Below are 20,888 nucleotides of genomic sequence, written 5' to 3'. Positions count from 1 at the left end.
GCACACATGCACAAGCCAAGGTTGAACTGCGATATGGGCGAAAGCTTTGGCGCCTGGACCATGGGCATGGACGAGGCGGTGATGCCCTACGTGGATTGCGCCAACATTGCCTGCGGCTTCCACGCCGCTGATCCGGGCATCATGCGCCGCACCGTCGCCCTGGCGGTCAGCCATGATGTGATGATTGGCGCGCATCCAGCGTATCCGGACCTGGCCGGCTTTGGCCGCCGTTCGATGAATTGCTCCGCGCAGGAAGTCGAAGACATGCTGCTCTATCAGCTTGGTGCACTGGAGGCTATCTGTCGAGCCGAGGGCGCGACGCTGAGCTACGTCAAACCCCACGGTGCGCTCTACAACGACATGATGCGCCAGCCAGCGCTGCTCAGGGCGGTCATGCGCGCGGTCGCAGCCTTCGACGCCAGCCTGCCGTTAATGCTGCTGGCCCGACGCGACAACCGCGAGGCGCAATCATTGGCGGCAGAGCAGGGCATACCGCTCTGGTTCGAGGCCTTTGCCGACCGTGGCTACGACGGCGACGGCTATCTGCTACCGCGCAGCCAACCCGGTGCCGTGCACCATGATGCCGAGCAGATCCTTGCTCAGGCGCTGACCTTCGCGCGCGGTGAACCATTGACAGCGAGCGACGGCAGCGATCTTTATTTGCAAGCCGACAGCCTGTGCGTACACGGCGACAACGCCGAATCCGTGGCGGTGGTTGCGCGTATTCGCGCGGCCATGGATGCACTGTGACCCCACGCATCGAAACCGTCGCCATCGATAGTCTGATGCTGCGACTGTTTGACCAGATCGACGAAGCCAATATGCCCTGGTTGATGGCCGCGGCCGAGCGCCTGCACGCGGCCTTTGGCGCGCAGCTGATTGACCTGGTGCCGTCCTACACCACATTAATGCTGCACTACGACTGCCTCGAATTGAGTGAGGCGCAAGCACTTGAGCGCGTGCAGCTGGCGTTAAAAGGTCTACAACCGCTGGCGATGAACGCCAGCGGCCAACGGCACGAACTGCCGGTCTGGTATCACCCCAGCGTCGGCCCCGATCTGCAGCCACTTGCGCACCGTGCAGGCTGTACCGCGGAGCAGGTGATAGAACGCCATTGCAGCCGCGACTATCCCGTATTTACCCTCGGCTTCGCCCCCGGTTTTGGCTACATGGGGCTGGTCGACCCGAGCATCGCCGCGCCTCGATTGACCACACCGCGTCAGCGGGTGCCAAAGGGCAGTGTCGGGATAGCCGAGCGACAGACTTCCGTGTACCCAATGGCTTCACCCGGCGGCTGGAACCTGATTGGCCGCTGCCCGCTAGCCTTGTTTAACCGCGAGCGCGATGGCTACAGTCTGCTCAAGCCCGGCGACCGGGTACGTTTTGTCGCTATCGATCAGCCCGAATTTTTGCGCCTCGGTGGCGACCCTACGCCGATGGAACCAACGCCATGAGCCTATTGCGGGTAGAGCACAGCCTGGGCTTCGCGCAATTGCAGGATGGCGGCCGCTTTGGCGTGCGGCAGCTGGGCGTGACTCAGGGTGGCGCGCTGGACTGGATCGCCCAGCACTGGGCCAACTGGCTGTTGGGTAACCCGCTGGACGCCTGCGTGATTGAAATTCCGTTGGGCGGACTGACCCTCAGGGCCGAGGCCGATGGCTGGTTGGCGCTGTGCGGAGCCGACCTCAATACCAAACTCGATCAGCAGCCGCTGGCGCCCTGGCAAGCCTTTGCCATACGCAGCGGCCAACAACTCGAATTCACTCAGCCACGCAGCGGGGTGCGCGCCTACTTAGCCGCCGCCGGTGGATTCGAGGCAACTTCGGTTCTGGGCTCAGTTGCGACCGTGATGCGTGAGGGGCTGGGAGGCTTGCATGGCGACGGCACGGGGCTAAAATCCGGCGATCAGCTCACCTATTCAGCGCAGCCTGCGATTGGTCGAAATATGCCACCCGAGGCGATCCCGGACTACCAGAGCGCAGTCACCCTGCAACTGCTGCTGGGCGCACAAAGCAACCAGTTCAGCGGCGCCAGCTTGTTTGCAGTGTTCAACCGGGAGTGGACGCTGGATCAACGCGCCGATCGCATGGGTATGCGCCTGACCGGCCCGGTGCTGCAGTATCAAGGCGAGCCGCTGATCTCCGAAGGCATCCCACTCGGTGCCGTACAAGTACCGCCAGACGGCCTGCCCATAGTGCTGCTGAACGACCGCCAGACCATCGGCGGCTATCCCAGGCTTGGAGCACTGACCCCGGCGTCAATTGCACGTCTAGCCCAATGCGCCCCAGGCCAAAAAATACGCCTGCAACCCATCAGTCAGCAGCAAGCCAGGCAAGAACAGCTGGCACTACTGGCAAGCTGGCCAGCCCAAGCTTCTAGCTTCTAGCTTTAAGCTTTAAGCTTTAAGCTTGTGGCTTGTGGCTTGTGGCTTGTGGCTTGCCGCTTGCGGCTTGCGGCTTAAAGTTAGCCTCAGGGATTCTCCTGTAGCCATTGTCCCAACAGGCTGCGCTCTTCCGGGGTAATGCCGGTCATGTTGCCCAGCGGCATATATTGGGTCGCAACCGCTGCCTGATACACCTTGGCGCGGTGCAACTTCAACTGATCCAGAGTCTCCAGCATGATGCCCGCAGGTGGTGCCTGGAATGCCGGGCTGCTTGGCTGCGCGGCATGGCAGGCCTGACAGTGGGTTGCCAACAGCTGACTGACATCGGCATCCGCCACCCGAGCGACCTGAGTACCGTCAGCGTTGTGCGTGGCGGCGGTTTCCGGTGCGCTGGGGGCCATGGCCCAGATCAGCGCCAGCGTAGCCAGCGCACTGACGACCAGGATCGAAGGCTTATTGATCTGCTTGTGACGCAGGTTGAAGAAGTGCCGCGCGTAAGCCGTAATAGCACCAATCGCCGCCAGCACCGCCCAGCCATACTCATTACCGTAGAACATTGGATAGTGGTTGCTGATCATGATGAAGATGACCGGCAGCGTCAGGTAGTTATTGTGGCGTGAGCGCAGCATCGCGCGCTGCGCCAGCATCACTACCCGCTCATCCGGGGTATCCCCTTTCTCAACGGCACTGACCAGCGCACGCTGCGCCGGAACAATACCCAGAAAGACGTTGGCGACCATGATGGTGCCGATGACCGCGCCCACATGGATAAAGGCACCACGGCCAGCAAACACCTGGAACATGCCCCAGGCCACTGCGACCAGAATCAGAAACAACACCACCCCGAACGCCAGGCCGTGTTTGGCCAAGGGACTGCGAATCAGCGCTTCATAGATAACCATGACGCCAAGCAGCGTGCCCATGCCAATGGCGATGGCACCACCCATACTGAGGTCGAGCTTGCTGGCATCGATCAGGTAACCGGGGTTGCCGAAGTAATAGACCGCAAACAGCAGCGCCAGGCCGCTCATCAGCGTGCTGTAGGCCTCCCATTTGAACCAGTGCAGCTCGGCAGGCATTTTTTCCGGGCCAACGTGATACTTGGCTACTTCATAAAAGCCGCCGCCATGGATGGCCCAAAGGTCACCCTTGATACCTTTCTGTTTCTTCCATTCCGGTGGCTCGCGCAGGTTATTGTCGAGCCAGACGAAGTAAAAGGACGCACCGATCCAGGCCACGCCAGCAATGACGTGGAACCAGCGGATGATCAGGCTCAGCCATTCAGCCAGATATGCATGCATTGAGGGCCGCTCCTTTTGTGCTTTCACGGTCATACCGGCACTGCCCGGCGATATAGGTACGGCGAATGGCGCGATCATCGCCAAGAATCATCAAATCGAACAGCATGCCCTGCAGGTCACGGTCGGCTTTATGCTTGAGGCGCAAGGCCGGGCTGGCGGTGCGGTCAAGGATCAAAAAGTCAGCATACTTGCCGGGCTGCAGGTTGCCGGTGTCCGCAGCCTGGTGCAGCACATGGGCGTTGCCCAGCGTAGCCATGTAAAACGCCTGAAAAGGGTTCAGACTCTGGCCGCGCAGCTGACAGACCTTGTAAGCCTCAGCCATGGTGGCGAGCATCGACAGGCTGGTACCGCCGCCGACGTCAGTAGCCAAGCCCACTTGCACCTCGGCGGCGCGCGCGCTGGCCAGGTCAAACAGACCACTGCCCAGGAAGGTGTTGGAGGTCGGGCAGAAAGCAATGCGAGTGCCGGTTTCCGCCAGCCGCGCGCGGTCACCGTCGTCGATATGAATGCCGTGTGCCAATACGCTACGCTCGCCCAGCAGACCAAAGTGGTCATAGACATCCAGGTAGCTGCTGCGCTCAGGAAACAACTCCTTGATCCAGGCGATCTCGGCGTGGTTCTCCGCCCAGTGGGTCTGCATCAACACATCCGGGTATTCGGCCACCAACTGACCGGCATAGGTCAGTTGCTGCACGGTAGAGGTAGCGGCAAAGCGCGGCGTCACCGCATAACGCTGACGACCCTTGCCGTGCCAACGCTCAATCAGTTCGCGGCTCTCGCTGTAGCTGGCTTCGGTTTCATCACGCACGCCATCGGGGGCGTGGCAGTCCATCATCACCTTGCCTGTGGTAATCGCCATATTGTAGCCATCGGCAGCGCTGAACAGCGCCTCGGCGGCCACCTTGTGCGAGGTGCTGAACACCAGCGCCGAGGTGGTGCCGTGCGCCAGCAGCAAATCCAGAAACAGCTGCGACTGATCGGCAGACCAGCCCGCATCGGCAAAGCGTGCTTCGGTCGGGAAGGTATAGGTTTCCAACCACTCCAGCAGCTGGGTGCCATAACTGGCCATCACCGCCAATTGCGGCATGTGTACGTGGGTATCGATCAGGCCGGGAATGATCAGGCTGTCGGGCCACTGCTCGACCTCGGTACCCGCCGGCAGCCGTGGCAGCAGATCAGTGGCAGCGCCGTTGGCCAGCACCCGCCCGTCGGCAACCACCAACAGGCCGTCGGCGTGATACTCATAACTGTCCGGGTTGGGCTGAGTCAGCCCCGGCTCACCGATAAAGTGCAACAGAGGCCCGCGAAAGACCGTACAGCCAGCCGGGAAGGCCGCCGCAGTAGAGGTGTTCATGGTCATTAACTTCCCCGGTAGGTCGAGTAGCCCCACTGGTTGAGCAGCAGCGGTACATGGTAGTGGGCGGTCGTATCAGTCAGCTTGAAGGCGATGCTGACTGACGGATAGAAGCACTCCAACCCCTGACGCGCATAATAGCCGTCGGTATCAAAGGTCAGGCGGTAAACGCCTTGCGGCGCGCTGTCGCCAAAGCCGTTCAATACGCGACCGTCCGCATCGGTTGACGCCTGGCCCAGCGTTTCCCAACCATGGTCGGTCTGGCGTTCCAGCACGATGGCGACGCCAGCGGCGGGGCAACCACCGCCAAGGTCCAGAATGTGGGTAGTGATAGGGCTCTTATTGCTCATAACAGTTTGTCCAGACGAATATGGGTGATCTTGGCCTGCTCCACGGCAGCGATGCGGAGCTCTTCTTCACGGGTATGGGGCAGGCGTTCTTCCAGCAGCGCCAGCATCTGCTCGGCGCTCTTGCCGGTAGCGCAGACGATAAAGATAAAACCGAATTTGTCGAGGTAGGCATCATTGCCATCCTTCAGCCGCTGCAGCACCTCATCCGGTGCCACACGTGCACCGGATTGTTCGCCACTGGCCAAGGCCTCGGTGCTGGCGTACTTGGCTTTCAGACTCTTGATGTCGCCAATCTTGGGGTGTGCTTCAAAAGCGACCAGCCAGTCGGTCTCATGCAGGTTTGGCCAGAGCGCGCGGGCCGTGCCGTGCAGTGCTTCCGCCGAACCATAGGGCCGCGACTCGACCATGGGGTGTGCCCAGGCATCCGCCGCGCAGCAATCGCGAAACAGGGTCAGCGCTTGCGCTGCCGGCAGCTTGTTCAGTTCTTCCAGGCTCATTTTGCCTCCACTGGCGGGGTTGTGTTTTCAGCGCAGGGCTCAGTCGCAGCGACGGCCTCACCCTGTTTCATCAGATCGCGAAGAGCCGGCCAGCTCACCCCGCGACGACGGCTACGCGGTGCTTCGTCGGCGGCCAGGCTGAGCAGCTCGGCACTGATGGATACCGCCACTTCCATTGGCCGTTTACCCGGCACATCGGAGCGCCCGACCGGGCAGCGAATACCATCAATTTGCGCCTCGCTGTAACCGCGATGGCTCAAGCGCTGACGGAAACGATCAGCCTTGGTCTGCGAACCAATCAACCCGACGCTACAAGCAGCATCAGCATTGAGCAGCGCGCGGCACAAATCATAATCGAGCTGGTGATTGTGGGTGAGAATCAACACGTGGGCATCGCCGCACAACTCGGCTACATCGGCGACCGGATCATCGGTATGGTAGCGCCGCACGTTAGCTGGTAGCTCGGCCGGAAAGCTGTCTGCCCGCGAGTCGACCCAGGTCACCTGCCAGGGTAACTGTCCCATGATACTCATTAGCGCGCGCGCCACGTGGCCAGCGCCAAACACCACCAGCCGAGCATCACTGCCGCGTTGACCTTCAAGCAGCACCGAGACGCTGCCGCCACAGCATTGGCCCAGACTGGCGCCGAGCGGAAAATGCTCCAGCTGGGTTTCAAAGCGGCTGGCCGCCAATTGTTCACGCGCGCGCGCGGTCACCAGATACTCGAGATGACCGCCACCTATGGTGTCGTAAGTCTGCTCACCAGTGACGACCATCTTGCTCGACGGCTCACGCGGCACCGAACCGGCCACGCCAACGATGGTGACCAGTACATAGGGCTCGCCGCGCTGTTCGCAGTCAGCGACCGCTTCAAACCAGCGCATACGTTTATCCATCAGGCAGTCTCCTGCTCGGTATTAGCCCAGGCCCGCGCCGCATTCACCGCGTTGAGCATGCGCTCTGGTGTCGCCGGGGTATCCAGCGGCGGACTGTAGCGGTAATCGGTGAGGCTGGCGACCGCATCACGCAGCGCGCTCCACACCGCAATGCCGAGCATCAACGGCGGCTCACCCACGGCCTTGGAACGGAACACTGTGGCTTCGCGGTTGGGGCTGGCCGCCAGCAGGTTCACCCGCAGATCGGGCGGCGTATCGGATACGGCCGGAATCTTGTAGGTCGCTGGTCCGGTGGTCATCAGGCGACCCTTATCGTTATAGACCAGCTCTTCAGTGGTCAGCCAACCCATGCCCTGCACAAAGCCGCCCTCGATCTGGCCGATGTCGATGGCCGGGTTCAGCGACTGACCGACGTCGTGCAGGATATCGGTACGCATAACCCGGTATTCGCCGGTCAGGGTGTCCAGCACTACCTCGGAGCAAGCGGCGCCATTGGCGTAGTAGAGGAAGGGATGGCCCTTGCCGGTGGCAAAATCGTAATGAATCTTGGGCGTGGCGTAGAAACCGCTGGACGACAAAGACACGCGGTTCATATACGCCTTTTGCACAAACTCGGCCCAATCCAGACGCGCCTCGCCAGCGACTACCTGGTTGTTTTCGAACCGCACCTCTTCGGCCTTGCAGCCATACTGCTCGGCGGCAAAGGCAACCAGCCCGGCTTTGATCTTCTCGCAGGCATCCAGCGCCGCCATACCGTTCAGGTCGGAGCCGGAAGACGCAGCGGTCGGCGAGGTGTTGGGCACCTTGTCGGTACGCGTGGCCGATACCTTGACCTTGTCCACATCCACCTGGAAGGCCGCCGCCACTACCTGCGCGATCTTGATATACAGGCCCTGGCCCATCTCGGTGCCGCCATGGTTCACATGCAGGCTGCCGTCGGTGTAGATCAACACCAAAGCGCCGGCCTGGTTCAGGTGCTTGGCGGTAAAGGAGATACCGAACTTGACCGGCGTCAGCGCCAGCCCACGCTTGAGGATCGGACTTTGCTGGTTGAAGGCGGTGATTTCGTCGCGCCGTGTGCGGTAATCCGAGCTGGCTTCCAGCTGCGCGACCAGCTCCGGCAAAATGTGCTGCTCGACCACCTGACCATAGTGCGTGGTGTCGCGGCCGGGGCGATAGAGGTTGTGCTTGCGCACGTCCAGCGGGTCGAGCTGCAGGTGACGGGCGATATCATCCACGGCCTGCTCGATTACCATCATGCCCTGCGGACCACCGAAACCACGGAAGGCAGTATTCGAGACCGTGTGGGTTTTGCAGCAATGCCCGGTCACCCGTGCCTGGTCCAGAAAGTAGCTGTTGTCCGAGTGGAACATGGCGCGCTCGACAATGGCGTTGGACAGATCCGGCGAAAAGCCGCAGCGGCCCGCCACCATGATCTCGGCGCCCTGAATCAGACCCTGATCGTCAAAACCGATGTCGTAGGTATTGAAAAAGTCGTGACGCTTGCCGGTCTGCACCATGTCATCCGGGCGGGACAGGCGATACTTGATCGGCTTGCCGGTCACCTGTGCCAGCAAGGCGGCCACGCAACCGAGCGCTGCTGCCTGGGTTTCCTTGCCACCAAAACCGCCACCCATGCGGCGGACTTCAGCCTGCACCGCATGAATCGGCAGGCCCAATACCTCGGCAACCAGTTTCTGTACTTCTGAAGGATGCTGGCTGGAGGTGTGCACAAACATGCCACCGTCCTCCAGCGGCTCGACCATCGCCACCTGTCCCTCCAGATAAAAGTGCTCCTGACCACCCACGTTGATCTCACCCTTGAGACGGTGAGGTGCCGAGGCCAGAGCCTTGTCTGGGTCGCCGCGCTGCTGGGTATGACTGGGGCGCACAAAGAAGGATGTATCCAAGGCTTCCTGCGTACTAAGCACCGCATGCAGTGGCTCATACTCGACCTTGGCCAGTCGCGCCGCCTTACGGGCAGCGGTATGGCTGGTCGCCGCCACGGCAAAGATCGGCTGACCAATATGCTCGACCAGCTCACTGGCCAGGACCGGGTCGCCGGGGAAAACCGGGCCGATATCGGTATGGCCGGGCACATCGGCGAGGGTGATCACCGCCACCACGCCGGGATAGGCGCGTACCGCGCTCAGATCCATGCTGATGATGCGCGCGTGCGCCTCTTCGCTGTGGCCGACGGCCGCGTGCAACAGACCTTCCGGCTCACGCAAATCATCGATATAGCGTGCCTGACCACGCACGTGTAGCCAGGCGCTGTCGTGCAGCGCGCTCTGGCCAGCAATGCCGACGGCCTGGCCGCTCTGGCGGGAAATGTCGCGGGGGAGTTTACGCATAGTCGGTCACCGTCAGTGCAGCGCCGCCAGTGTGGGCAGCGCGGTGTTCGTAAAGCGCGCGGCGCAGCAGGTTACCAGCCACCTCAAGGCGGTAGGCAGCCGAAGCACGCACGTCAGACATGGGTTTGAAGTCCTGCGTCAGCGCAGCAGCGGCAGCCGCCACCGCAGACTCATCAAAGGCCTGGCCACGCAGCGCGGTCTCCGCTGCCAGCGCACGCTTGGGAATACCCGCCATACCGCCATAGGCCAAACGGCAGTCTTCAATATTGTCACCATTAAAGCGCAGCCAGAAAGCCGCCAGCACGGCAGAAATATCATCGTCCAAACGCTTGGAAATCTTGTAGATAAACAAACGCTCGTTCGCCGCCGGCTTGGCAATTCGCACCGCGCGGATAAACTCACCCGGCTGCAGCACGGTTTTCTTGTAATCGAGGAAGTAACCCTGCAACGCCAGCCAGCGAATGCCTTGCTGACTATCGAGCTGAATTTCAGCACCTAGCGCAATCAGCGGCGGCGGCATGTCACCAATCGGCGAAGCATTGCCTATATTGCCGCCCAGCGTCGCGCGGTTGCGAATCTGCAGCGAGCCCAGACGTTCCAGCATAGGCGTAAACGCGGGCCAGTATTGATCCAGTATCGGGCCGAACTGGGCGTAGGTCAGCGCGGACCCTATGGTCAGGTTTTCATCATCCTGCTCCAGCTCGCGCAGCTCCGCGACCTGCTCAACCGAAATCAACTGCGGCAGGGTTTTCAGCTGCTGGGTGATCTCCAGCGCCAGGTCGGTACTACCTGCGACCAGCCGCGCCTGCGGCTGGTCGGCCAGCGCCTCGCGCAGCGCCGCGAGCGATAGCGGCGCAGTAAAACGGTTGCCTGCTTCATCCTGCAGCACGGCGGCCTGCGCTCGGGCCTGCTTGAACTCGCTACTCGGCTGCGGACTGAACAACGCGTTGCCATCCCATTGCTGCACGCTATCGACAATACTGCGCGCGCCCGCTTCCACGATGGGGCGATAACCAGTGCAGCGGCAAAGATTGCCGGCCAACGCTTCCATCAACTGATGCGCATTGGCATGTTGCCCGGCACTCGCCACCTGCTGATGCAAGCCAACCAGCGACATTACGATGCCCGGCGTACAAAAGCCGCACTGCGAGCCATTGCACTCGACCATCGCCGTTTGCACCGGGTGCGCCGGTTCGCGCTGCAGCGCATCAACGGTAATCAGGTGCTTGCCGTGCAATGCGCCGACCAGGCCAATACAGCTGTTCATGGCCACGTAATGCCACTGTTCGTGCTGGTCCAGACTACCCAGCAACACGGTGCAGGCACCACAATCACCCGATGCGCAGCCTTCTTTTGTACCACTAAGCCGCATTTTGGTGCGCAGCCAGTCTAAAATGCTCAAGTTTGGGTCAGTCTGGTCAAGTTTTTGCGGCTGCCCATTTAAATAAAACTCAATCACTGTCGTCTCCGCGCTATCCACTATTCGCCGGTTTCCGGCGGGAGGTCTGCCACAGTGCAGTTATAGGCGCTGTGCAGGCTGTACGTTGGTATTTGCAAAAACTTGACCAACTAGTCTGAAAATAAGATTTTAATATTTTTAGGCTTTTGGCAAGCAAATTGCTCGCAGACAAAATGTTGATTGAATGGTCAGTTTATTTTAATTGAGGATGCTGGATGGCAACCGCAGAACGCTTGAGACTAGAAAACATCGTTAAAGAGTATCCCGGCTGTCGGGCGAACGACGGTGTTCATCTTTCAGTCCAGGCCGGTGAAATACACGCCCTACTGGGTGAGAACGGCGCGGGTAAGAGCACCCTGATGAAAATCATCTATGGGGTAATTCAGCCAGACGCTGGCACCCTTACCTGGAACGGACACCCGCTTACCTTGCAAGGTCCGGCCCATGCGCGCGAACTGGGCATCGGTATGGTGTTCCAGCATTTCTCGCTGTTCGAGACCCTGACCGTTGCCGAGAACATTGCACTCAGCCTGCCAGCCGCCCAGGCCCGTGACCGCAGCAAACTCGATACACGCATTCGCGAGGTCTCTGAACACTACGGCATGGCGCTGGACCCACGGCGTTTCGTCAACACCCTTTCCATCGGCGAGCGCCAACGCGTCGAAATCGTACGCTGCCTTATTCAGGATAGCTCGTTATTGATTCTCGACGAGCCAACCTCGGTGCTGACGCCGCAGGAAGTGCAGGTACTGTTCCGTACCCTGCGTCAGCTATCAAAGGAAGGCTGCAGCATTCTGTTCATCAGCCACAAACTGCAGGAAGTGCGCGATCTGTGTCACCGCGCGACCGTGTTGCGTCAGGGCCGGGTGACCGGCGAATGCAATCCGGGCGAGATCACCACCGACGATATCGCGCGCATGATGGTCGGCAACGAAACCCCGCTGTCGACTCAGGTTGATCCCAGCGAACCGGGCGAGCTGTTGCTGCAGACCAACAACCTCAATTATCAAACCCGCGACCCCTTCGGCACCAGCCTGCAGGATATCTGCATGTCGCTGCGCGCCGGGGAGATCGTCGGCATTGCCGGTGTTGCCGGTAACGGTCAGGACGAGCTGCTGCGGGCGCTGTCGGGCGAAGCCAAGGTCAACAACGATAGCCTGCAGCTCAGCGGCATGAGCATCGGTGACAGTGGTCCCGCCGTACGCCGTAAGCTGGGCGTAGCCGTAGTACCGGAAGAACGACTGGGCCGCGGTGCCGTGCCGTCTATGTCGCTGGTCGACAACAGCCTGCTGACCGCGTACGGCCAGGGCATGATCAGCAAGGGCTGGGTCGGCCTGGGCAAGGTGAGGGACTACGCCGGCCGAGTCGTAGAGCAGTTTGGCGTGCGCGCTGCCGGCATCGACAGTGCCGCTACCAGCCTGTCTGGCGGTAACCTGCAAAAATTCATTATCGGTCGCGAGGCCCTGCAACAGCCCAAGCTACTGGTCGCCTCACATCCGACCTGGGGCGTCGACGTTGGCTCCGCCGTGGCGATTCATGAAGCCTTGGTCAAATTACGCGACGAAGGCGCGGCCGTGCTGCTGATCTCCGAAGACCTGGACGAACTCTTTCAACTCTGTGGCCGCATGGGCGCGATCTGCGCCGGCAAGCTCTCACCCTTGGTGCCCACCAGCGAACTAAGCATTGAAAAGCTGGGCCAATGGATGGCGGGCGACTTCCCCACTGCTGCAACCAATACCACTACGGAGACCAAACATGCTGTCGCTTGAGCGTCGCGCCGTCGACTCCCGCGCCATGCAATGGGCTTCTCCACTGCTGGCACTGTTACTGACCGTCATTACCGGACTGTTCCTGTTTATGGCGCTCGGCAAAGACCCGATTGAAGGCTTGACCTTCTTCTTTCTGATTCCCCTTAGCGATGCCCAGGGCTGGGCCGAACTCGGCCTGAAAATGGCGCCACTGCTACTTTGTGCTGCTGGCCTGACCATCTGTTACCGCGCCAAGATCTGGAATATCGGCGCTGAGGGCCACTTCCTCATGGGCTCCCTGTGGGCCAGTGCGGCAGCTCTTTATCTGAGTGAGCAAACCGGTTTCTGGGTGCTACCCGTAGTACTACTGGCGGGTATTATCGCGGGTGCGCTCTGGGCCTTGCTGGCCGGGGTATTGAAGACGCAGTTCCACTGCAACGAAATCCTCACCACCATCATGCTCAACTACATTGCCCTGAACCTGCTGCTGTTCGCGGTCCACGGTCCGTTGAAAGACCCTTACGGCTTTGGCTTTCCGCAGTCGGAAATGTTTGCCGCCGCCGCGCTGCTGCCCAAACTGATTCCCGATACCCGTCTGCATATAGGTTTGCTATTCGCGCTGCTTGCCGCCGTCGCAGTCGGCGTGCTCTTTGCGCGCACCTTTATCGGCTTTCAACTCAAGGTGCTGGGACAGGATGAACGCGCCGCCGCCTTTGCCGGTTTTCCGGCCAAGCGCCTAACGCTGCTGGCTTTCATCCTGGCCGGCGGCCTGGCTGGACTGGCCGGCGCCAGTGAAGTAACCGGCCCACTGGGGCAACTGGTACCGCAGGTGTCGCCGGGTTATGGCTACACCGCGATCATTGTCGTTTTTCTGGGCCGCATGCAGGCCGTCGGCATCATCCTGGCTGCCGCACTGCTGGCACTGACCTTCATGGGCGGCGAGATGCTGCAGATCGCCATGAATATGCCCAAGGCCATTACCGGGCTATTCCAGGGGTTGCTGCTGTTCTATCTGCTGACCTGTGACGCCTTTATTCACTACCGCATTCGTTTCCGCCGCGCCCCCGCGGCCAGCGCCGGGGAGGCTTGAGATGGACGCCGTATTGATTACCAACGTATTAGCCGCCACCGTGATTGCCGGCACCCCGTTATTGCTGGTCGCCCTCGGTGAACTGGTCTGCGAGCGCTCCGGCGTACTCAATCTGGGCCAGGAAGGCATGATGCTGATGGGCGCCGTGATTGGCTTCATGGCAGCCGTAACCACCGGCAGCCTGGCCATTGGTGTGCTCGCGGCCATGCTCGGCGGCGTGATGATGTCCATGCTGTTCGCACTGATGGCCGTCACTCTGGCGGCCAACCAGTATGCCGCAGGTCTCGCGCTCACTATCTTTGGCGTGGGCCTCAGCTCCTTTGTCGGCAGCGGCTACGTTGGCCAGGCCATTGACGGCTTCGACAAGATCGCCATTCCACTGCTCTCCGACATTCCGGTAATCGGCCAGGTGCTATTCACCCAGGACGCGCTGGTCTACCTGTCGCTGGTGCTCTTCGTAGTGGTTTATTGCTTCCTGCGCTACAGCCGCAGCGGATTGATTCTGCGGGCGGTGGGCGAGTCACCCGAGGCAGCCAATGCCAACGGCCTGAAAGTGCTTAAGGTGCGCTATCTGGCGGTAGCTTTTGGCGGTGCCATGGCCGGACTGGCTGGCGCCTACCTGTCACTGGCGTACACCCCGATGTGGACCGAGAACATGACTGCCGGACGCGGCTGGATCGCCCTGGCACTGGTGGTCTTTGCCACCTGGAAACCCGAACGCGTGTTGCTGGGAGCCTATCTGTTTGGCGCCGCCAGCATTCTGCATTTGGTGCTGCAGGGTCTTGGCTGGCAGAGCTCGACCGAGCTGCTGGCGATGCTGCCCTACGTAGTCACTATTTTGGTGCTTGTGCTGCTGTCCTGGAATCCCACCCGAACACGGCTCAACACACCGCTATCAATCGGCCAACCTTATAGGCCGAGTAAATAACTTGTCACCCACTATGCCAATCAAAACTAAAACTGAGATTCTTAGGAGCACCATATGAGCACAATGCAAAAAACGCTGATCGCGGCCTGCATGGCAGCCGCATTCGTACCCGCAGCACACGCCGAGAAGTACTTCTCCGACTCCAGCCTGTCGATCCTGTACAGCGATGATTACGCCCGCGTGAACTTCGACGGTGCTGGCAAGAAAACCTCTCAAACCTTCTTCACTTTCGAGAACGCCACCGGCCACAACTGGGGCAGCACCTTCTTCTTCGTTGACCGCAACCAGGGCCACGGGAAAGATTCCGACTCCGACGATCTGTACGGCGAGTTTGCGCCTGACCTGAGCCTCGGCTGGGCAACCGGCAACGACCTGAGCACCGCAGGCGGCTGGATCAAGGACTTCACCCTATCCGGTCAGTACGAAATGGGTGGCGGCACCGACGTCAATAACTACATGATTGGTCCTGGTATCGTCTGGAACATGCCGGGCTTCCAGTACTTCAAGACCAACTTCTATCGCGTCTGGAACAGCGAAACCGATGACGATTATCAGACCACTGTGGTCTGGGGTATGCCCATGGAGTTCGGCTCCACGCGCATCCTGTTCGACGGTTACATCGACTGGTCTACCGCTGAAGACGACCACAAGTCTGACTTCCACTTCAACCCGCAGCTGAAGCTGGACATTGGTAACTACTTCAACGCGCCCAAGGTACTGTACGCCGGTATCGAGTACTCCTACTGGAACAACAAGTACGGCCTGAACGACGACGTCATGGAAACCGAAAACGCCGTCAGTGCGCTGGTGAAATGGCACTTCTGATTGACCGCGAGGCCCGGCGCAAGCCGGGCATTCGCTCCCAGTAGCGGCTTTTTGAAAAGCGAAAGAACGGCAGGTCACTTTTCAAAAAGCAGGTACACCCTTGTACGGAAGATACGCCCGATGACAACCGCCCCTGCAAAAACCAAAACCTACCGGCCTGGACGCATTCGAGAACGCAACCACGAGTTGATTCTGGCCGCAGCGGAGCAGGAATTTGCCCTGCACGGTTTTCGTGGCGCCACCATCCAGAACATTGCCGAACGAGCTGAACTACCTAAATCGAACGTGCTGTACTACTTCAGCAACAAGAAGAAGATATATGCCGCCATGTTCGACGACATTCTCTCGCGTTGGAATACGCTATTTTCCAGCGTGCAGCCTGAAGACGATCCGGCCGAAGCCCTGGCTGCCTTTATTCGCACCAAGATGGAAACCTCACGCACCCACCCCCTGGCCTCACGGCTATTCGCCATGGAGATCATTCAGGGCGCGCCTTACCTGATGCCACACCTGCGCACCAATATGCGTGACTGGGTACGCGGCCGTGCCGGCGTATTACAGCAATGGATCGATGAGGGGCGCATGGCCGCGGTCGATCCGGTGCAGCTGATCTTTCTGATCTGGTCTTCAACCCAGCACTACGCCGACTTTCAGGTGCAGATCCTGATGGTCGAAAACAAGGCCGAATACGAACAAAAGGACTTTGACCACGCCGCCGACTTTCTAACTGATGTTATCCTGCGCGGGTGCGGCCTTGAGGCCCCTAAAAAATAACCTGAAGGTGTTTGCTTGCCTGCTAATGGCCGAGCCCCAGGCTCTGCCAAAAACAGTGACCAGTTCACGCCAACTCAACCCATAGTCTTACAGCCGGACAGCCCCTGAGCCCGCCGTGCTCCTGACCGCCGAGGTACAGATGAGCCATTTTGCGCTGCGCGACGCAGCCATTTTCACTGTCGACGCCGACAACCGCGTTATTCCCCGTGGCACCCTGATCGTTGAGGACGGCCGTATCAGCGCCGTTGGCCCCAGCGATCAGCTGATTATCCCGCCAGGCATTCCCACCATAGACGCCAGCGGACATGCGTTGCTGCCCGGCTTGATCGATACCCACTCGCACTCCAGCCTGATGCGCGGTGTCACCGAGAACATGCAACTGATGGACTGGCTGCCCTACTATCAGTTGGAGCACCGTGCGCTGACCGAGGAGTACGCCTATCACTCCGCGCGGCTGTGCTATCTGGAAGCGTTGAAAAGCGGTACTACCTGCGTGATGGACATGTATCGCTTTATGCATCGCTGCGCCGAAGCGGCTGATGAGCTGGGCCTGCGCGTCAACCTGGCGCCCTACGTAGCCGACGAAGCAGGCAAGGACTTTTTCGCCACCCGCGCCGAGAATCGCGCACTGATCCACAGCCACCACAATACCCAGAGCGGCCGCATTCAGGTGTGGATGGGGCTGGAGCACCTGTTCTACTGCACCCCTGACGCTTACCGCGAAGCACTTAAATGCCAGCAAGACTATGGCGTGGGTATTCACACCCATGCCTGCGAGCAGAAAGAAGAGGATGACGCGGTGAGTGCCCACTTTGGCCGTCGTTCGATTGCCCAGCTGGATCACTACGGCATTCTTGGCGAGCGCACGCTGCTAGCCCATTGCGTGTGGCTGAACGACGACGAAATTCAGCGCATTGCCGGCACTGGCACCAGTATCGCCCATTGCCCCATCAGTAACGCCAAGCTGGCCAGCGGCGTGGCACGCGTGCCCGAGATGCTCGCTGCCGGGATCAATCTGGGCCTGGGCACCGACGGCCCCGTCTGTAACAACAGCCTCAGTCTGTTCGAGGAAATGAAGTTCGCCTCGCTGATTCAAAAGGCCACCCGGCTGGACGCCACCGTACTACCCGCCGAGCAAATGCTGCGCATGGCAACCATTAATGGCGCTCGCGCGCTGGGTCTGGACGATCGTATCGGCTCGCTGGAAGTCGGCAAGCAGGCCGACCTGCTATTGCTTGATCTGGCACAACCCAACCTGACACCGACCGAGATCAATACCTCGGGCGGCAATTTGCTGTGGAATCTGGTCTTCGCCGCTGGCACGCAGAACGTCGCCGCCGTGTGGGTTGACGGTCGTCAGCTGATTGCCGATGGCCGCGCTACCCGCGTCAGCGAGGCTCGCTTGATGGCCGAGGCACAACAGCAGGGGTTAGCCCTTTTCCAGCAGTGTCGGGACATTTCCCATCTGCGCACCGCTATGCTTTAACGCTCAACGATAGGAACAGACGATATGACATCGCTACCCATTATTTCAGTCGCTGGCCTGAACAGTGAAGACCCGGCCATTCGCGCCGCGACTGCCGCCGAACTCGGCAAGGCCTGCCGCGAAGTCGGCTTTTTCTATGCTATCGACCATGGTATTCCAAGCGCCGTGATGACCAGCGCCTTCAGCAACGCCAAGGCGTTTTTTGCCCTGCCGCTGGAAACCAAGCAGCCCATGTCGATCAAGCTATCGCCGCACAACCGTGGCTACGTCGCCATGGCCGACGAGAAGCTCAACCCCGAAGCCGGCGCCGACATGAAAGAGGCGTTCAACATCGGCACCGACTTTCCCGAAGACCACCCTGACGTGGTCGCGGGCAAGCCGTTCCGCGGGGTCAACTTCTGGCCGCCTATCGACGGCTGGCGCGAACAGGTGCTGGGCTACTTTGATGCCTGCCTGGGCCTTGGGCGGCTGATTCACCGCGGCATCAGTATTGACCTGGGACTGAAGGAAGACTTTTTCGACGCGCACCTGCAAGAGCCCATTGCCACCCTGCGCATGCTGCATTACCCGGCCAGCGCCGGCCAGATAGACCGCGAAGATGGTGGGGCAGGCGCGCACACCGACTATGGCAACGTCACGCTGTTGGCGACGGACGAAGTAGCGGGCCTGCAGGTGGCTACCCGGCAGGGTAACTGGATTGAAGCGCCGCATATCCCCGGCGCTTTTGTCTGCAATATCGGTGACTGCCTGATGCGCTGGAGCAATGATACTTACGTCTCAACCCCGCACCGCGTGCGCCCACCAGAGCAAGAGCGTTACTCCATCGCCTTCTTCCTGGAAGTAGCCCCGGACGCCATGGTTGATCCGCGCGACATAGTGCCAGACGAGCAACCCAAGTATCCGCCGATCAGCTGCTCGGATTATCTGACCTACCGCCTGAACGCCACCTACGAGCACCGCATGGACGGTGACGCCATGTAATGGACGCAATGTAATTGACGCCATGTAAGGGACGCGATGTAAACGCCCCGCAATAAGTACCAACGACTGCGCCGCGCTCACACGCGGCGCAGTGCGTTTAGCCTACCTTCTTCAACGCCGCGGCGTTCATGCAGAAACGCAGCCCGGTCGGCGGCGGACCATCCGGGAAAACATGACCCAGGTGCGCATCGCAGACGTTGCAGGTGTTTTCGACACGCTGCATACCGTGGCTATTATCCACGTGGCAGGCCACCACATTGTCTTTTAGTGGCTGGGTAAACGACGGCCAGCCGCTATGCGACTCAAACTTGTTATTAGCATCGAATAACTCGGTACCGCAGCATACACAGGCGTATATACCGGGCTCGAACAGACCACACATCTCGGAGCTGAAAGCACGCTCGGTGCCCGCCTGACGGGTCACGCGGTACTCTTCTTCGCTCAGTTGCTCACGCCATTCTGCTTCGGTTTTGCTCACCCGGCGCTCAGGCTCGGGGTTGCCGTTGGTGGCACGGGCCATTACGTCATTCCAGTTCTGCACTTTTCATCTCCGCAAAATTGCATAAGTCATAGGTTCTGTTGCGTGCTCTCACGACCAAACAACAGGTCTCGAAGGCGTTTTGTCGCAAGCTCGTAAGGTTTACGCTGAAACCTGAACGAACCCTAACATACAGACTCCAAAGGCTATCAGGGTTACATCTTGAAAACGCGCGACAGACATTGAGTAAAGCACGCCTGTCGCCATCGCGAATACCGCCACCACCCATTAATGGAGGCACCATGTCCAACCTTTCAAGTTATGCCGTTACCGAAAAATGGCCCGCCCAACACCCAGGCCAGTTGCAGCTATATTCACTGCCCACCCCCAACGGCGTCAAAGTGTCGATCATGCTGGAAGAAATCGACCTCAGCTACGAGCCACACCTGGTCGACTTTGGCGAAGGTGATCAGCACACCCCTGAGTTTCTCTCGGTCAGCCCCAATAACAAGATACCCGCGATTCTCGACCCCAACGGGCCGCACGGCCAACCGCTGGCGCTATTCGAGTCCGGCGCCATCCTGCTCTACCTGGCAGAAAAAAGCGGCAAACTGATGCCTCACGATCCGGGCGAGCGCTATCAATGCCTGCAATGGTTGATGTTTCAGATCGGTGGCATAGGGCCGATGTTTGGCCAGCTGGGTTACTTCGTAAAGTTCGATGGCAAGGATGTTGAAGACCAGCGCCCGCGTCAGCGTTACATCGATGAGACGGCTCGACTACTGGGTGTGCTCGACAAGCACCTTAAAGGCAAGGACTGGATCATGGGCGGGCATTACAGCATTGCTGATATCGCGGTCTTTCCGTGGATTCGCGGGATGTTGGAGTTTTATGAGGCTGGTCCGCTGATTGATTTCGAGCAGTTCACCCAGGTACGGCGGGTGTACGATGCGTTTCTGGCGCGGCCTGCGGTGCAGCGGGGGCTGGCAATCCCTGCGCAGGATTGAGGCGCCACTGCTAGCTTGATCGTTCCCACGCTCCAGCGTGGGAATGCAGCCTCTGGCGCTCTGCGTCTACCCGTCCTGGCAGCGTAAACCGAACCTCAGACTCAACACTCAGATCGTCCCCATGCTCCAGCGTGGGAATGCAGCCTCTGGCGCTCTGCGTCTACCCGTCCTGGCAGCGTAAACCGAACCTCAGACTCAACACTCAGATCGTCCCCATGCTCCAGCGTGGGAACGCAGTCCCGGACGCTTCGCGTCCATACCTGCCACCCCTAAAATCAAGTGTCTGAACGAATACTGCCTAGCTAATTGATGTGCAAACCGGTAGTTCGCTTTTCGGCTTACTGGTGAGCCAAGGAGGACAGCTTACAGCGTGGATGCCGCATGTCTTCAGTACTAAACACGGTTGTTGCGTGATGCGCAACACGCTAAGGTTTGATTATGAAGACTATGCATAATCCGCCGCATCTAGGTGAGTTCATTCGGGAGGTTTACCTTGAACCTTTCGGCGTCAGCTCCCGTCAGCTCGCGTCCAGTTTGGGGGTTTCACTCTCTACGCTGTCTCGCTTGCTCAAAGGGGCTAGCGGTGTGAGCCCGGAAATGGCTCTGCGGCTATCCAAAGTTCTTGGGCGTACACCTGAAAGCTGGTTGGCAATGCAGGACATGTACGGCCTCTGGATAGCCCGCAATACGATCAAACTAGATGTACTCCATCATCTGGATTTCGAAGTAGCTTAACGGTAATTGCAAGGCAATAGCTCTAATTTTGCTTGCTCAGAATTAATTTTCATCTGACCTCAAATTATTTTAAGAAATAAAAGTGGCTTGTGATTGTTGCGGCGCGATGGAATCAGGTGTAGTGGTCTACTAATCCCGGACACCGAAATGGGTGGTAAATTTACCGCCATAGCTGAGGTGTTCCATGACAAGACAACGTCGTACGTTTTCAACTGAGTTCAAGCACGATGCCGCGTTGCTGG

General features: G+C 59.6%; 20 protein-coding genes. 12 read left to right on the top strand and 8 right to left on the bottom strand.

What is annotated here, in order from left to right; genetic code table 11:
* Positions 1-6: 6 nt before the first annotated feature.
* The 3 genes from H4J77_RS11015 to H4J77_RS11005 are packed head-to-tail and all read left to right on the top strand — an operon-like array spanning position 7 to position 2,386.
* On the top strand, positions 7-750 hold the full coding sequence (locus H4J77_RS11015; protein ID WP_182248400.1) for a 5-oxoprolinase subunit PxpA: 744 nt from the start codon (positions 7-9) through the stop codon (positions 748-750).
* Positions 747-1,454, top strand: a complete 708-nt coding sequence (gene pxpB, locus H4J77_RS11010) for a 5-oxoprolinase subunit PxpB (protein WP_182248398.1) — start codon at positions 747-749, stop codon at positions 1,452-1,454. The genes H4J77_RS11015 and pxpB overlap by 4 nt, the downstream gene beginning before the upstream one ends.
* Positions 1,451-2,386 carry a biotin-dependent carboxyltransferase family protein gene (locus H4J77_RS11005; protein ID WP_182248396.1) on the top strand — a complete coding sequence of 312 codons (936 nt, stop codon included), beginning with the start codon at positions 1,451-1,453 and terminating at the stop codon, positions 2,384-2,386. Before pxpB ends, H4J77_RS11005 begins: the two co-directional genes overlap by 4 nt.
* Positions 2,387-2,469: 83 nt before the next feature.
* Here the strand turns inward: H4J77_RS11005 and H4J77_RS11000 are convergent, their stop codons facing one another.
* From H4J77_RS11000 to xdhA, 7 genes are read right to left on the bottom strand one after another with little or no spacing between them, the layout of a single operon-like run.
* Positions 2,470-3,684, bottom strand: a complete 1,215-nt coding sequence (locus H4J77_RS11000; protein WP_182248394.1) for a urate hydroxylase PuuD — start codon at positions 3,682-3,684, stop codon at positions 2,470-2,472.
* A complete protein-coding gene (gene guaD, locus H4J77_RS10995; protein WP_220469333.1) occupies positions 3,665-5,038 on the bottom strand; it encodes a guanine deaminase in 1,374 nt (457 codons plus the stop codon). The genes H4J77_RS11000 and guaD overlap by 20 nt, the downstream gene beginning before the upstream one ends.
* Positions 5,039-5,043: 5 nt before the next feature.
* Positions 5,044-5,388 carry a hydroxyisourate hydrolase gene (gene uraH, locus H4J77_RS10990; RefSeq protein WP_123888856.1) on the bottom strand — a complete coding sequence of 115 codons (345 nt, stop codon included), beginning with the start codon at positions 5,386-5,388 and terminating at the stop codon, positions 5,044-5,046.
* Positions 5,385-5,885, bottom strand: a complete 501-nt coding sequence (uraD, locus tag H4J77_RS10985) for a 2-oxo-4-hydroxy-4-carboxy-5-ureidoimidazoline decarboxylase (protein ID WP_182248390.1) — start codon at positions 5,883-5,885, stop codon at positions 5,385-5,387. Before uraD ends, uraH begins: the two co-directional genes overlap by 4 nt.
* Positions 5,882-6,781: a xanthine dehydrogenase accessory protein XdhC gene (gene xdhC, locus H4J77_RS10980; protein ID WP_182248388.1), complete on the bottom strand. Its 900-nt coding sequence runs from the start codon at positions 6,779-6,781 to the stop codon at positions 5,882-5,884. Before xdhC ends, uraD begins: the two co-directional genes overlap by 4 nt.
* Entirely contained in the window at positions 6,781-9,135 is a 2,355-nt protein-coding gene (gene xdhB, locus H4J77_RS10975) for a xanthine dehydrogenase molybdopterin binding subunit (protein WP_182248386.1), read from the bottom strand. The genes xdhC and xdhB overlap by 1 nt, the downstream gene beginning before the upstream one ends.
* Positions 9,128-10,594, bottom strand: coding sequence for a xanthine dehydrogenase small subunit (gene xdhA, locus H4J77_RS10970; protein ID WP_182248384.1), 1,467 nt, complete (start codon positions 10,592-10,594; stop codon positions 9,128-9,130). Before xdhA ends, xdhB begins: the two co-directional genes overlap by 8 nt.
* 215 nt (positions 10,595-10,809) lie before the next feature.
* On the opposite strand from xdhA, the gene H4J77_RS10965 reads away from it, so the two are divergent.
* From H4J77_RS10965 to H4J77_RS10935, 7 genes are all read left to right on the top strand, one after another.
* Positions 10,810-12,363: an ABC transporter ATP-binding protein gene (locus H4J77_RS10965; RefSeq protein ID WP_123888861.1), complete on the top strand. Its 1,554-nt coding sequence runs from the start codon at positions 10,810-10,812 to the stop codon at positions 12,361-12,363.
* Positions 12,350-13,432: an ABC transporter permease gene (locus H4J77_RS10960; protein WP_123888862.1), complete on the top strand. Its 1,083-nt coding sequence runs from the start codon at positions 12,350-12,352 to the stop codon at positions 13,430-13,432. Before H4J77_RS10965 ends, H4J77_RS10960 begins: the two co-directional genes overlap by 14 nt.
* 1 nt (position 13,433) lies before the next feature.
* On the top strand, positions 13,434-14,360 hold the full coding sequence (locus tag H4J77_RS10955) for an ABC transporter permease (RefSeq protein WP_123888863.1): 927 nt from the start codon (positions 13,434-13,436) through the stop codon (positions 14,358-14,360).
* 54 nt (positions 14,361-14,414) lie between these two features.
* Positions 14,415-15,185 carry a hypothetical protein gene (locus H4J77_RS10950; protein ID WP_182248382.1) on the top strand — a complete coding sequence of 257 codons (771 nt, stop codon included), beginning with the start codon at positions 14,415-14,417 and terminating at the stop codon, positions 15,183-15,185.
* Between the two features lie 120 nt (positions 15,186-15,305).
* Positions 15,306-15,959, top strand: coding sequence for a TetR/AcrR family transcriptional regulator (locus H4J77_RS10945; protein WP_123888865.1), 654 nt, complete (start codon positions 15,306-15,308; stop codon positions 15,957-15,959).
* Positions 15,960-16,074: 115 nt separating this feature from the next.
* Positions 16,075-17,445: an amidohydrolase family protein gene (locus H4J77_RS10940; RefSeq protein WP_218565722.1), complete on the top strand. Its 1,371-nt coding sequence runs from the start codon at positions 16,075-16,077 to the stop codon at positions 17,443-17,445.
* A 24-nt stretch (positions 17,446-17,469) separates the two neighbouring features.
* Entirely contained in the window at positions 17,470-18,426 is a 957-nt protein-coding gene (locus H4J77_RS10935; protein ID WP_182248380.1) for an isopenicillin N synthase family oxygenase, read from the top strand.
* Positions 18,427-18,523: 97 nt separating this feature from the next.
* Here H4J77_RS10935 and msrB read toward each other — a convergent pair whose 3' ends face one another.
* Entirely contained in the window at positions 18,524-18,946 is a 423-nt protein-coding gene (gene msrB, locus H4J77_RS10930) for a peptide-methionine (R)-S-oxide reductase MsrB (RefSeq protein ID WP_218565727.1), read from the bottom strand.
* A gap of 260 nt (positions 18,947-19,206) precedes the next feature.
* Here msrB and H4J77_RS10925 point away from each other — a divergent pair, with 260 nt between their 5' ends.
* On the top strand, positions 19,207-19,911 hold the full coding sequence (locus tag H4J77_RS10925; RefSeq protein WP_182248378.1) for a glutathione binding-like protein: 705 nt from the start codon (positions 19,207-19,209) through the stop codon (positions 19,909-19,911).
* Between the two features lie 447 nt (positions 19,912-20,358).
* Positions 20,359-20,646, top strand: coding sequence for a HigA family addiction module antitoxin (locus H4J77_RS10920; protein ID WP_220469336.1), 288 nt, complete (start codon positions 20,359-20,361; stop codon positions 20,644-20,646).
* The last annotated feature ends 242 nt before the right edge of the window (positions 20,647-20,888 follow it).

It is taken from the genome of Pseudomonas sp. 5Ae-yellow (genome assembly GCF_014077575.1).
Lineage (GTDB): Bacteria > Pseudomonadota > Gammaproteobacteria > Pseudomonadales > Pseudomonadaceae > Halopseudomonas > Halopseudomonas neustonica.
The sequence above is the reverse complement of the archived record's forward strand: the minus strand, read 5'-3'. Positions and strand labels throughout refer to the sequence as shown.

Coding starts and splice junctions, on each gene's coding strand:
- H4J77_RS11015 (WP_182248400.1), top strand. CDS start 7: ATGCACAAGCCAAGGTTGAACTGCGATATGGGCGAAAGCTTTGGCGCC.
- H4J77_RS11005 (WP_182248396.1), top strand. CDS start 1,451: ATGAGCCTATTGCGGGTAGAGCACAGCCTGGGCTTCGCGCAATTGCAG.
- H4J77_RS11000 (WP_182248394.1), bottom strand. CDS start 3,684: ATGCATGCATATCTGGCTGAATGGCTGAGCCTGATCATCCGCTGGTTC.
- guaD (WP_220469333.1), bottom strand. CDS start 5,038: ATGAACACCTCTACTGCGGCGGCCTTCCCGGCTGGCTGTACGGTCTTT.
- uraH (WP_123888856.1), bottom strand. CDS start 5,388: ATGAGCAATAAGAGCCCTATCACTACCCACATTCTGGACCTTGGCGGT.
- uraD (WP_182248390.1), bottom strand. CDS start 5,885: ATGAGCCTGGAAGAACTGAACAAGCTGCCGGCAGCGCAAGCGCTGACC.
- xdhC (WP_182248388.1), bottom strand. CDS start 6,781: ATGGATAAACGTATGCGCTGGTTTGAAGCGGTCGCTGACTGCGAACAG.
- xdhB (WP_182248386.1), bottom strand. CDS start 9,135: ATGCGTAAACTCCCCCGCGACATTTCCCGCCAGAGCGGCCAGGCCGTC.
- H4J77_RS10965 (WP_123888861.1), top strand. CDS start 10,810: ATGGCAACCGCAGAACGCTTGAGACTAGAAAACATCGTTAAAGAGTAT.
- H4J77_RS10960 (WP_123888862.1), top strand. CDS start 12,350: ATGCTGTCGCTTGAGCGTCGCGCCGTCGACTCCCGCGCCATGCAATGG.
- H4J77_RS10955 (WP_123888863.1), top strand. CDS start 13,434: ATGGACGCCGTATTGATTACCAACGTATTAGCCGCCACCGTGATTGCC.
- H4J77_RS10950 (WP_182248382.1), top strand. CDS start 14,415: ATGAGCACAATGCAAAAAACGCTGATCGCGGCCTGCATGGCAGCCGCA.
- H4J77_RS10945 (WP_123888865.1), top strand. CDS start 15,306: ATGACAACCGCCCCTGCAAAAACCAAAACCTACCGGCCTGGACGCATT.
- H4J77_RS10935 (WP_182248380.1), top strand. CDS start 17,470: ATGACATCGCTACCCATTATTTCAGTCGCTGGCCTGAACAGTGAAGAC.
- msrB (WP_218565727.1), bottom strand. CDS start 18,946: ATGGCCCGTGCCACCAACGGCAACCCCGAGCCTGAGCGCCGGGTGAGC.
- H4J77_RS10925 (WP_182248378.1), top strand. CDS start 19,207: ATGTCCAACCTTTCAAGTTATGCCGTTACCGAAAAATGGCCCGCCCAA.
- H4J77_RS10920 (WP_220469336.1), top strand. CDS start 20,359: ATGCATAATCCGCCGCATCTAGGTGAGTTCATTCGGGAGGTTTACCTT.